The 12,874-nt window shown below is 40.4% G+C and carries 11 protein-coding genes; 6 read left to right on the top strand and 5 right to left on the bottom strand.

Features of this window, described 5'->3' with window-relative positions:
* Positions 1–142: 142 nt before the first annotated feature.
* From ADA55_RS06175 to ADA55_RS06190, 4 genes are all read right to left on the bottom strand, one after another.
* Positions 143–694, bottom strand: coding sequence for a Rid family hydrolase (locus tag ADA55_RS06175; protein ID WP_048680644.1), 552 nt, complete (start codon positions 692–694; stop codon positions 143–145).
* A 196-nt stretch (positions 695–890) separates the two neighbouring features.
* On the bottom strand, positions 891–1,976 hold the full coding sequence (locus tag ADA55_RS06180) for a Ger(x)C family spore germination protein (RefSeq protein WP_048680647.1): 1,086 nt from the start codon (positions 1,974–1,976) through the stop codon (positions 891–893).
* Positions 1,973–3,064 carry a GerAB/ArcD/ProY family transporter gene (locus tag ADA55_RS06185; protein ID WP_048680650.1) on the bottom strand — a complete coding sequence of 364 codons (1,092 nt, stop codon included), beginning with the start codon at positions 3,062–3,064 and terminating at the stop codon, positions 1,973–1,975. Before ADA55_RS06185 ends, ADA55_RS06180 begins: the two co-directional genes overlap by 4 nt.
* Positions 3,065–3,082: 18 nt before the next feature.
* Positions 3,083–4,609, bottom strand: coding sequence for a spore germination protein (locus ADA55_RS06190; protein ID WP_048680653.1), 1,527 nt, complete (start codon positions 4,607–4,609; stop codon positions 3,083–3,085).
* A gap of 208 nt (positions 4,610–4,817) precedes the next feature.
* Between ADA55_RS06190 and ADA55_RS06195 the strand changes: the two genes are divergently transcribed.
* The 4 genes from ADA55_RS06195 to ADA55_RS29200 are packed head-to-tail and all read left to right on the top strand — an operon-like array spanning position 4,818 to position 8,600.
* Positions 4,818–6,275, top strand: coding sequence for a spore germination protein (locus tag ADA55_RS06195; RefSeq protein ID WP_053087376.1), 1,458 nt, complete (start codon positions 4,818–4,820; stop codon positions 6,273–6,275).
* Positions 6,247–7,341, top strand: coding sequence for a GerAB/ArcD/ProY family transporter (locus ADA55_RS06200; protein ID WP_048680658.1), 1,095 nt, complete (start codon positions 6,247–6,249; stop codon positions 7,339–7,341). Before ADA55_RS06195 ends, ADA55_RS06200 begins: the two co-directional genes overlap by 29 nt.
* Positions 7,338–8,450 carry a Ger(x)C family spore germination protein gene (locus ADA55_RS06205; protein WP_048680660.1) on the top strand — a complete coding sequence of 371 codons (1,113 nt, stop codon included), beginning with the start codon at positions 7,338–7,340 and terminating at the stop codon, positions 8,448–8,450. Before ADA55_RS06200 ends, ADA55_RS06205 begins: the two co-directional genes overlap by 4 nt.
* A gap of 3 nt (positions 8,451–8,453) precedes the next feature.
* Positions 8,454–8,600, top strand: a complete 147-nt coding sequence (locus ADA55_RS29200) for a hypothetical protein (protein WP_153246100.1) — start codon at positions 8,454–8,456, stop codon at positions 8,598–8,600.
* A 33-nt stretch (positions 8,601–8,633) separates the two neighbouring features.
* On the opposite strand, the gene ADA55_RS06210 is transcribed toward ADA55_RS29200, so the two are convergent.
* On the bottom strand, positions 8,634–10,082 hold the full coding sequence (locus ADA55_RS06210) for a flavin monoamine oxidase family protein (protein ID WP_048680719.1): 1,449 nt from the start codon (positions 10,080–10,082) through the stop codon (positions 8,634–8,636).
* Between the two features lie 364 nt (positions 10,083–10,446).
* On the opposite strand from ADA55_RS06210, the gene ADA55_RS06215 reads away from it, so the two are divergent.
* Together ADA55_RS06215 and ADA55_RS06220 are read left to right on the top strand one after the other, a co-directional pair.
* Entirely contained in the window at positions 10,447–11,808 is a 1,362-nt protein-coding gene (locus ADA55_RS06215; RefSeq protein WP_048680664.1) for a cytochrome ubiquinol oxidase subunit I, read from the top strand.
* A gap of 15 nt (positions 11,809–11,823) precedes the next feature.
* Positions 11,824–12,870 (top strand): cytochrome d ubiquinol oxidase subunit II, encoded by a 1,047-nt coding sequence (locus ADA55_RS06220; RefSeq protein WP_048680667.1) that lies wholly within the window; start codon positions 11,824–11,826, stop codon positions 12,868–12,870.
* Positions 12,871–12,874: the final 4 nt, after the last annotated feature.

A 12,874-nucleotide genomic window follows, 5' to 3' on the forward strand; every position in this document is an offset into this window, starting at 1 on the left:
ATAAAAATAGACAAACTCGATTTTCATCGAGTTTGTCTACAGTCTGAGACAGGAATAATTTCCTGTCTCTTTTGGTATTCAAAGGTTTTCCGGAGTGGCTGGAACATCGATATGTTGAATCATGTCCATACACATCGATCGTCTATTTATTTGACTTGCTGTTATTTTTATAGGCTACTTCTGCTTCAATCTCAATGAGGTAATCCGGCGAAACCAGACTTTGCACCCCTACAGTAGAACGGGCTGTTTTCACTGTATTTTCCTTTGTATTAAAGAATAGAGCGTAAGCATCGAACCAACCTTGATAGTCTGGCGTATTTCCCTTGTTTGGATCTGGCGCGACATACACACGCAGATAGGTTACATCAGCGAGGGAAAGTCCTTTTGTTTTCAAATCTGCTTTTAATTTCTCTAAGATTCCGATTGCCTGCTTTTCTGTATTGCCATATCTCTCATAAGTGGTTTTTCCATCCTTGTTTAAAAGAGGAGCGACTGTTCCGCTAAACAATAACCGGTTATAACTTTGAGGCACAGCAACTGAACTGGAAATCGCAGAAGTTGGGGACCCAAAAAAGGTCACTTTATCCGATTTCAATTCATCTTGTTCGTTACCTGCGGAAGCAAATGAGTATCCTGCGATTAAACATATACTTAATACTGAGAAAGCGATGATCGATTTCATAGGTGTATTCATATAGTCAGCTCCTGTTATTAATGTAACGACGATAGGTAGATAATCAGATTCATTTATCCGGCTAACCACAATTCTTGCTGTTTCAAAAGCATCTGCCAGCCATGCAGTTAAATAACTGAGCTGTTCACCAGCAATTTAGTATGAATGTAGTTTTTCCAATCGGATGAAGATTTCTAAATGGCATATCGATAATTCATCATTCTGAGACCCCGGTTTGGGTGATGTTAACTTTGGTTTCTATATTAATGTCCATTGTCGGATAAATCTTTTTCCAATGTTCATAGGTCAATTTTTTATTTTTGGCGTGATATTTTTCCTTCAGCCCAATCGGATCAAGGGATTTTTCCTGAAAATCTTTCATAAGACGGTTTGCTTGCTTGGTTATATCAGCTTCCATTTCCTTTTCAATTTTTTTTATCATCTTTCTATTGGTAACGTTTTCACTTCGCATGGATTCCTTGATTTGTCCTTTAATTTTGATCTTGATCGTGATCGAGGGATTTCTCTCTGAGCTGGATACCTCATAACTTGAACCGCTTCGGATACTTTCCACTACAATATCGCTTTTTCTCTTGTCTTTTAATTTGAATTTGTATATTCCCCGCCTATGATGTTGAACTAATGTTTTGAAGATGAACATATCATCCGTGGGGACTTTGCTGACCATCTTATTTTCATGAAATAGGGCGGCTCCAGAAACCGAAACTTCATTATTGATTAATTTAAATAAAGGAAGAAACGAATCGCCGCCATCTTCTAGAGAGTTTCTTAAAAAAAGATGGAGGTTAGTATCCGGTCCATTACCTGTTTCAATTTGTTGATTGATCAAACCTGATAAAAAAATTCCAATATTCACATTCTTATTTGATGGTTTCGAATTTATGACATTCTTGACCTTTCCTTCAACGATGGCCAAAATGACCCTGTTTCCAAGTTGTGGTTCACGGTAGAGATAATCGGTCAGTTCTGTCATTCCGATTTCCCGAACCATTTTCTCACTGAATAAAATGATGCGTGTCTGTCCAAGCAATACCGGCTTATCCGCTTTTTTGGAAACGACAGCCTGGACATCACTTGTTGTCGTCGATGATCCGCTTAAGATTTGATATTTACCCATCATGTCCTGCTGGAAGATAGGAATGACGAACATTCCTTCGACATTATCATTCTTCAGTATGTCGTAGCCAATGGCCTGGGACATATTGACTTCATCCACCACTCTTGGCTCGGCACAGTTGCAAAGGAGGGGCAAAGCCAAGATAACAAGAAATAATTTTCTCATATACGTTTCCTCATTTTCTTTATATAGATGATGGCCAAAAGAAGAGGCAAGTATAAAGCAATAAAGAGTACGCCGTATGGATCGATTATTTTATTCAATATATAGAGGGAATCGATATCAAAAATAAATATATTGGTAAGCAGGATAATAATCGACATCCCCCATAATGGATATTTTTGCTGAACATTGAACAAGCGCTTGAAACCTCGGCTTGCTGACCACAAGGCGATGGTCATGTTGGGTATGATAATGATGGCCCACCAAGAAACATCTATATACTCAAATCGCTGGATAAAGGGCAATTCGACAACGCTGGTCATTGACAATGTCGGCCATATAGTCAGTTCCAACTGTTTTTGTGAATAAAAAACAAGTGAAACCAAATAAACGAATACGGTTATTAAGGTTGTCGTTAAGGCCCCCCAATGGGCATATTTTTGTGAAGTTTTAGCATTTTTGATGAACGGATAATACATCACGATCATTTCAAAACCAAGCAGCGTCAATGAAGTACCTCTGGTTCCTTTCAATATGTCCAATAGAGTGTGATGGAAAACAGGAAGCAAATTGGTGAATTCAGAGTATTTCATGGCATAGAATAGGACAAATAAAAGCCAGTATGTCAAAAGGACGCTTAAAAAGGCAATACCTGTAATTGTTCGGAATCCTCCCGTATGAATATAATAAATCAAAACCAGGAAGACCACTGAAAAAGCCCAAGATGGTACCTCTTCAAACATCCATACATGTATGACATTTATATAGCTAATCATGACTGTCATCCCGAGGAAAAAAAAGTAAAGAATGAATAATAGGCTGAAGAAATTTCCCATCCATTTCCCGAATGCTTGATTATTTGCAGAAATGATATCACCAGGAACGATACTGAAGATTTTATAAATGACCCAAATCATTATATGGACGATCAGGCCGGCCAGTAGGATCGAAATCCAGCCATCTGTTCCCGTTGTCTTCGCTAAAACTCTTTGAAAACTTAAAACGCCTACTCCCGTTTGCATGGAATGCACTAAAAAAAACGCATAGAACGGTGACACTTTATACTTTTCATTAACACCAGCTTGGTTCATATGGGACCCTCATTTAGATCATTCATTAAAATCATTTTTTTTGATTCTTGCTTTTTTTGGATGAGGCTGTCTGGATTTATCATCTGGTCGTAAATTTACAGGACGTGATTTGAAAAGATTGAAAGGAAGCCGAACAAAGCTGTCTTTCCAATCTGGCATGCGAAATGGGTATATCGGTTCAAGGTACGGGTGTCCCATTGACGTTAATTTGATAAGGTGGGTCATCAAAAACACAGCTGATATGGTAATGCCGAGCAGCCCCCAAATTTGGGCACCGATTAAAAAGGGGAACCGCAGCAGCCGAATGGCATTCCCCATTTTATAAATGGGAGTAACAAATGATGCCAATGCCGAGAGGGCAACGATGATTAATAAGATATTACTGGTCAAACCAGCTACTACAGCGGCTTGACCGATAACGATACCGCCGACGATACCTAATGTCTGACCTACCTTTGTTGGCAGCCTGGCAGCGGCTTCCCGTAATAACTCAATGGAGATCTCCAGGAATAATGCTTCGATTAAAGGCAGAAAAGGTATTAAGTTCCTTGAAGTTACGATCGTTTCCAAAAGATCTTTAGGAATCAGTTCATAATGATACGTCAGCACGGCTACATAAATGGGAGTGGCAAATATCGAAAAAGCGACCGCGAAAATCCTTAATAAACGGAATGCCGATGCCGGAATCCAAGGCATATTATAATCTTCCATCGTGATAAAGTATTCCAACAAAATGGTTGGAGTAATAAGTACAGAGGACGACCGATCGACTAACAGGGCTACCTTGCCTTCAGCCAAGGCACTTGCGATGCGATCAGGCCTTTCCGTATTAAGGAAAAGGGGAAACAAGGTATTTGAATTATCATATAGCATTTGCGCGAGATATGACCCGTCCAATATTTCATCAAACTCAACGTCATTGATCCTTTGGATAACATTATCAACATTTTCCTGATCAACGATCCCTTCTATCGATAAAACGGCCACTTTCGTTTTAGACAGAGATCCCACAGTCATTTCATTTACTTGCAATTCAGGGATAGGAAGCCTTTTTCTGACTAAATTAAGATTGATATCAAGATCCTCGACAAATGCTTCTTGTGCACTTATTATTCCAAATTCAAGTTCAGGTTTATCAACTTGTCTTCCTTGTTGGGCCGCAACATTGATTAATAGGCATTCATCAAGATTTCCATCTAACCGAAGTGCAATTTCGCCTCTCATGATCCTTTTTTCGATTACAACCTTGGTACTGGTGATCAGTGTGTTTTCAATAGGTACGTTTTCTTTAATTTGCTCCAAGTTTATCGTTTCCAGAGTAGGTATGACCGAAAGAACACTTTCATGAAGTACCTGTGCATCGATCAACGAGCGATAAAAAGAAACCCAATAGCCAATGCCATTATATGTTCCTTGATGGTTTATGAAATCATTGGATAAAGATAGGGTATTGAATAGGTCCCTTACTTCCGAAACTTTATTTAATTCATCATTTTTTTCGTTGGGTTTATGGGGCTTTTTTTTGAACGTTCTGCGGTTAAACAATGTTGTCACCTCTGCACTAAAGCTTATTATCCTAGCATTTGCAATTTAATTACAAATTAACCACTTTGGATGTTAATGTTGCTCGCTATAGAAAGGGATATCAATAATAAAATGGTGTAAAAGCTGCCTCCATATCCTGTTCGCATAAAAAAAATGAAAATAGAGGAAACTGATACAATAAAACCCCATTTAACCAAAGGAGTTCTCCATGAAAAGTAAACCCTTGCATATAAAATTGGATCAAAAACAGGAAGAATTGAAATCTGAATTGAATATGCAGGCTGATGTCGTTTTTAAAGAGGTATTCATTCCCGGTTATGAAATTTCAGGATTATTCGTATTTTTAAATGGAACGATGGATTACCCTGCATTAAATGATATAGTCCTGGATTTATCAGCTGCCCAAGTCGAAACAACGCACCCGGTTTCAATCGAGCAGTTGGTCATTTCCAAAATCTGTTCAGTCAGGGAACAGGCTGATGTTGAAACATATGAAAAAGGCATAGAGTATATTTTTGACGGGAAAACGCTTTTATTTATAGATGGAATTGTAAATGGTTATGTCTTGAATCTGGAAAAGGAAAAAGTTCGTACACTGGGTGAACCTTCAACTGAGAGGGTTGTCAGGGGACCGAAGCTTGGGTTTATCGAAAGTCTTCAAGAAAATATCGGCTTGATAAGGCAATATTCGAACCATCCCAACCTTATCGTCCAACAACAGAAGTTCGGGACGATGGAAAAACGGGAAGTTGCGTTGATCTATTATGAAGGAAAAGCGAGCGATTCACTGCTGAATGAAGTGAATAAACGGATAAATGAAGTGAAAGCTACTGATCTCCAAGACTCGGGGATGCTCGAGGAATTAATTGAAGATACAGCGTTAACCCCTTTCCCGCAAATCCAAAATACGGAGCGTCCAGATAAAGTATTGGCTGCATTGCAGGAGGGAAGGGTGGTCATCATGGTTGACGGCTCGCCATTTGCTTTGATGGCACCAACGACGATCACGATGCTGCTGCAGTCACCGGATGATTATTATGAAAGGTGGGTAGCGGGTTCTTTTTTACGTGTACTTCGCTATTTATCTTTATTTGTTACCGTATTTCTTTCAGGGATTTATATATCCTTGGTTTCGTTCAACCCTGGATTGCTTCCGTCAGAACTGGCGATGACCATCGCGGGTACAAGGGAGAACGTGCCATTTCCGCCGTTTGTTGAAGCCATCATCATGGAAGTAACGATTGAACTGCTTCGCGAAGCAGGTATTCGGCTCCCATCGCCCATTGGTCAAACGGTTGGATTGGTTGGCGGAGTCATTATTGGCCAAGCGGCAGTTCAAGCGAATATTGTAAGTTCCCTCATGGTCATTATCGTTTCGATCACGACGATTACCTCTTTTACGGTCCCGCAATATAGCTTTGGATTGGCGTTCAGGGCATTAAGGTTCGGGGCGATGATTTTTGCCGCCGTTTTAGGTTTATACGGAACCACATTATTCTTTATCATCGTTATCAGCCATTTGTCAAAATTAACCAGCTTCCAAGAACCTTATTTTCAACCAATGGATTTTATCGGTAAAAAGACTTGGAAGGATGCGTTCCTACGGTTACCGAAGCGTAAAAAGGGGGGGAATTCTTTTGGGCCAGTCCGAAGGCAAAATTCTTAGTGGGGAATTGGCAGCGATCATTTCCTGCAGCATGCTAGGAATTGGGATGCTGACGCTTCCAAGGACGATAACGGAAAAAGTCCATTCGACCGATGGATGGATCATCTTGATCTTAAATGGGATTATTATTGCCCTTTTCATATGCTTATTGGTTGTACTGTTAAAAAAACATAAGGTTAAAGGCTATTACTCATACATGGAGGAGGCCTATGGTAAGTGGCTCTCCAAACTTATTGGGTTGGTCGTGGTGGTGTACTTTATAGGCGTGGCCAGCTTTGAAGTTCTTGCGATGAGTGAAATGGTCCGTTTTTATTTATTGGAGGAAACCCCGGTTGAGATCGTGATACTTTCCATGATTTTAGCAAGTGCCCATCTATTGACAGGTCAAATTAAAGCCATAGCAAAGGTCTGCATCTTTTTTCTCCCACTGACAATTGTCATTGTGTTGCTCATTTACTTGTTTAGTCTTAGGGTAGTCGATCTTAAAAATATGCAGCCTGTTCTTGCGAAAGGGTTTCTCCCTGTCATGAAAGGAATGGGTTCCGGGACTTTGTCTTTTTTTGGGATTGAACTTTTCATTTTTTTGTTTGGCGTCGTTAAAAATGAAAACAAGATACGAAGAGGCGTTTTAATCGGTTTTTTCATACCGCTGATTTTATATGTAATTACATATGTTCTGGTAGTGGCTACGCTGACTGTCCCGGAGGTCATGGCAGTTACTTGGCCAACCATTTCTTTTATTCAGTCCTTTGAAGTAACAGGAATATTTTTAGAACGTATGGAGCTATTTCTCTTAATAACCTGGATTTTGCAGTTTTTTTGTACTCATGCGATTTACTACTACTTCGCAGCAGAAGGGCTTATGAAAATTTTTAATAATTCCTATTCAACGAACCTCATTGTATTGGTTCCTGTTATTTTTTTTCTAGCCAAAATTCCGAAAAATACAATCGAGATCTTTAAAATGAGCGACTTGCTGGGATATATATTTCCCTTTATATTGTTTGGCTTGCCAATTATTACTTTTGCAATCGTTCAAGTGAAAAGGAGCAGAAGAAGCGGATGAAAAGATTATGGTTAATCTTGCTTATTCCATTACTGGCTGGCTGTTGGGACAGTGAAAATATTGAAGAATTATCGCTCGTGGTGGGAATGGGAATTGATAAAAGCAAAAAGAAGGACGAAATCATGTTGACACAGCAAATTCTGGTGCCTCCAGGAAATAGTGTTCAGGAAAATCAGGCTCAACTAAAATATAAAAATGTTACCGTCAGTGCCAAAACGCTGCATGAAGCAATTAGGGATTCGTTACTCATAACCAATACGGTTTTAACCAATCATCAGCGTATCATCCTTATTAATGAAGATGTGTTGAGGAAATACCCAATGGAGGCAATCATTAATCAGTCTATACGCGATAACAATACGAGGAGAAGTTGTCTTGTTTTATTAACAAAGAGACCGACGAAAGAAATTTTGGAATTAGCCGACGATGGGGAAATTCCTTCGAATGTAATCTATGAATTGAAAGATAATGAGAAGCGAACGAATAAAATTCTCCCACCTCAAACACTGGGCAAAGCATCCTCAAATTTGCAATCAGATGGAAGCTTTGCCATTCAGGCCGTTGATATTAGGGGTGGGAAATTAATATTGGAGGGTGCAGGGGTGATCAAAAATTCAAAGTTGGTCGGGGTCATGAATGATGAGGATATAGCTGCTTTAAATTGGTTAAACGGAAAGGTTAAAGGTGGACTAATTGAAACGCTCCAACACGGTAAGCCTATAAGTGTTGAAGTGATCAATAGGACAAGGAGGAAAATCACGACTGAATTGAACGGTGATCATTTGACGATCAATATAAAGGTCGGGTATACAGCAAGACTTTCGGAAGATTGGTATGGTAAGGAGAATTCATTTGAAGAATACTATCTAAAAGAGATTGAGCATCTTGCCGAGGATGAAGTGAAAAAGGATGTCGAGAAAATCGTAGACAAATTACAGCATGATTATAAAACAGGGGTAGCAGGATTGTATCGTTATGTGCAAAATCAGCATCCAAAGTTTTGGGAGAAAAATAAGAATAAATGGGACGAAGTTTTCAGTAAAGCCGATATTAATTATAAAGTGGACTTAAGGATCGTAGACTTTGGTTCAAAAGGAGGGATAAAGTGAAGTTTGACTACTTTAAGGGGACTTGAAAAATTTTCGATGCTGGCGATGCTTACTTTCGCTGGAAAAAGATGGCCAATTGGACATGCCGAGCTGGGCATTAGAATGAAAACCTTCCAAATGGAAGGTTTTTTGTCAAGTGTTCTTTGTTGATGAGATTACTTAATAGCCAAGGAAATGGTCCATTCAAGGCCCGCCGAAAGTTCTAGGCAGATTCGTCACTTCATGTGCAACCCTGATTCCGGATTGGATGGCTCCTTCAATCCAAGCTGGTACGGTTGATGTATGCTCCCCAGCGAAGTGGACCCTTCCTTCAGGGGTTGGGATGTATGGAAACAAGTCCGTCTCCTGACCAGGTTTAAACATGGAGAAAGCGCCGTAGGAATACTGGTTCAGTGTCCAGCTATAAGAAGCTCCTGATAAAAAATGATCATATACTTGTTTTCCATGGATCACTGCCAAATTTTTCAATGCGTGTTGTATACGATCATTTTCTGGAAGGATATCCCACAAAGTGGCGTCATCTTCCCATGTATAACTAGCTATGATGAGACCCGATTCACGCTGGTTGCTCGTTTGGCTGGGGTAATAAGAAAATCTAATGGGTAAATCGGTTGTCAATTTACCGCCGAAGATTCCTTCCTTTTCCCAAAACCTATGCGTGAACTGAAGTCCGATTTTTGTGGAAGCGGCATAATGGAGTTCCCTTATTGCCTTCCACTTATTATGGGAAAAGGAATTCCGGGGTTCAATTTCTATAAATTGCAGCAATTGAAGAGGGATCGTCACGATGGCAAGGTCACCGGTAACCATTAAGGGGTTTTGACTTTGAGTATGTTTGGAATGGATGGTGACTTGATTATCATGTTGAACGATCTTTGTCACTTCATATCTGAAGTTTAAATTATCATTCAATTCCGGCAGAAAAGCATAAGGAAGCCGGTCGTTTCCACCTTCGATTGCAAAAAAATTCACGTCTGGATTAAAGAGAGGCATAAGCTCCCTAAGTATGGCCGGAAAAGAAAGTTCCGGGAATCCTTCTAAACCCATTAGGACTTTGATGCTTTCAATCGCCCCTGTAGATAGACTGATTCCGACTGGATTATACTGCAAAAAGAAGTTCATGGAGTATTTATCAAACTCTTTAATGACAATTTCCCAATTTCTACGTGGGTTTTGAATGATGAAGTCAGTCACAGGCTTAATTGCCATGTTGAGTAATTCTTCAGCTGTTTTACCTCTTTCATGGGGAGCTACAGGATACCTCAGTATATCCGGGTTCCGTTGATATATGGCAGCGGTCGTCTTGATTCCATTGGCATAAATGGGATCATTAGGAGTCGCATTCACAAAAGTGTTGACTCGTAGACCATACTTCTTGATGTATTCAGCAACTAAGTAATGATAATTCGGAATGCGCATGGCACCGGCTTCAAGGTAGGAACCTTCTGAAAATGGCTCCCGTATCGTCAAAACACGCCCTCCGACCCTCCCGGTTGCTTCCAATATCGTAACATCGTGCCCCGCTTGTTTTAAAAGGGATGCTGCAACCAACCCAGACATGCCGGCACCAATGATAATGATTTTTTTGGGGATCTGAGAAGGCCCCAGGCCATTTCTGATAACAGCCAGCATTTGATCTGGTGATAGCGGATCTTTGAAAAGGGACAAAGTGTTTTTCTCCTCTCTTGTTACACTTTCTATATGGGATTTACGCTATCTTATTCCTATTGGGTTACCATTTATGAAGGATATTCAATAATTTGTCATCTAAATGCTTAGTAACCAATTTTTTTAGTGAATTGGTGAATTCCACGTAAAATATATATAACAAAAATAACCTCGATAGAATATATTCTAAACAATCATCCAAAAACATCATTAAGTAAATACCTACCTACTGCAAAACCTATGAAAAATTAGTTTGTGGAATATTATTAAATATTTTCCTTTACTGAGGAGATACTACCAAGAGACAAAGGGTAGAAAGGAAGACAGTATGGATCATATACAAATGGCCCGCGCAATGTTCGGGACGAATATGGCTGTACATATCATATTTGCAACGATCGGCGTCGGGTTGCCGATGATGATGTTGGCAGCGGAATTGATGTTTCAAAGGACTAAGGATTTACAGTATGTCGTCATGGCTAAACGCTGGACCAAAACATTAGGGGTTTTGCTTGGGGTCGGGATTCCGACCGGTACGATTGCGGGTGTGCAGCTTTCACTATTATGGCCTGGGTTCATGGAAGTAATTGGACGCGTCATGGCGCTTCCATTCCAGATCGAGATTTATGCATTCATGGTTGAAGCACTGTTCATGTCAATCTATGTGTATGCTGCTGAAAAAATCAAGCCATGGGCCCGAATCGTGAGTTTATTCTTTGTTGCATTCGGAGCATTGGCTTCGGCTGTTTTGATTTCGAATGTCCATGCTTTTGAAGGGACACCTGCTGGGTTCCGGTTTGAAAATGGGGAAATCGTCGATGTCGATCCTTGGGCGGCATTTTTCAACCCAAGTTTCTTGGTGACGGCTGGACATACGGCCCTGACTGCTTATACAACAGGCGCTTTTGTCGTGGCATCCGTCGCAGCCTATAAGATGCTGAAAAATAAATATGGCACTGCTGAATTTAATTTTCACCAAAAAGCACTGAGGCTCAGTATTGTCTTGGGCTTGGTTTTTTCGTTTTTGACGGCATTGAATGGTCATGCGACTACGCAGCATTTATATAGGGAACAGCCGGAAAAACTGGCAGCGGCAGAAGGGTTGTTTGAAACACAGGACCATGCCGGACTTACCTTGTTCGGTTATACCGATAGGGAAGCCCAGGAAGTGAAGTATGGGATTGAATTCCCATGGTTATTAAGCTTTCTATCTGGTAATAGCTTCGATACGGTTGTGACCGGTTTGAACGATTTTCCGGAAGAGTATTGGCCGCCCCTTTATGTCCATATCTTATTCAACGCCATGGTCATGATTGGTTCAGGCTTAATCGCGTTGGCACTGTTTGCATTGGTATGGAATAAATGGCTGAAAAAGGAGACATATCCAAAATGGATTCTTTGGCTGTTTGTTGCATCAGGGCCGCTTTCGGTGATTTCGATAGAATGCGGTTGGATTTTTGCCTGTACCGGCAGACAGCCATGGACGATATACAGGATGCTGACAACTGAGGATTCAGTCACTTCGTACGAAAACCTTGGATTCTTATTCACGATGTTCATTATTGTATATATCATTTTATGCGTTTCTGTCGTGTTTACACTTTTGTATTATTTCAAACGTCATTCCGTAATGGATGATATATATAAAGCCGAACAGAAAGATGTAAGACTTTTCGATTCGAATTCATAAAAGGGGGGAAGGCGAATGAGTGATGCTCTTCTTGCAATAACACTGGTCTGGGGCTTTATTTTTCTTTATGCCATCATGGCCTCTATGGATTTCGGCGCGGGCTTCTGGGCAATGACTTACATTAAAAAGGAAGAGACGAATGCTACCAAGATAGCGAATAGCTATTTATCACCAACTTGGGAAGTGACGAATACTTTTGTGGTTGGTCTTGTCATTGCGATTTACAGTTTATTCCCAGGTGCGGTATTCCCGATTGGGGTAGCCTTGATCGTTCCCGCAAGCCTGATATTGGTTCTGCTATGTATTAGGAGTGCTTTCTTGGTTTTCTCGCATAGCGTTGACAAATATGAAAAAGCGTTAACGTATATCTCAGGATTGACGGGATTGATCATACCGGGGCTATTAATCAGCGTATTGCCAATCACCCATCTTGGGTTTGTCGAAGGCATGAGAGGAAATGAAGAATTGAATTTATCTAAACTTTTCACGAGTCCGAATGAGTATGCATTTGTGGGATTCGGAATTATGAGCACGCTTTTTTTATCTTCTTTGCTCCTGTCCGATTACTCAAAACAGGCCGACGAAATGAAAGCATACAAAATATATCGCAGGGATGCGATGATAACGGGACCGCTTATGTTGGTCATGGCTCTGTTGGTCATGCTTACGTTAAGATACGAAGCGAATTGGATTTACCAAGGAATGATGAAAAACTCTGCATTGTTATTCGTCTCGCTCATTTTTTTCATCATAAGCGGGATAGCACTGTACCTGCCCTATTTTTCTAAGCAGGAGGTTAAAGGGATGCCACGCCTCGCTGTCATTGCGATTATCATACAGTATTTAATCGGCAGTTATGTTTATGGTATCGCTCATTTACCTTATATCATCTATCCAAATGTCACGATTCTTTCAGGATTTACCGATCCAACCTCATTCCGGGCCGTGTTTGCCACGTATATCGTGGGCTTTGCGATATTAGTCCCAGGGTTCTATTATTTCTGGTCCATCTTCATGAAAGATCAGCGTCGAAAGTTCAAACGGCGACAAATGTCAAATTAGTTCA

The sequence above is a fragment of the Bacillus sp. 220_BSPC genome, assembly GCF_001054655.1.
Classification (GTDB): Bacteria; Bacillota; Bacilli; order Bacillales; family DSM-1321; genus Peribacillus; species Peribacillus frigoritolerans.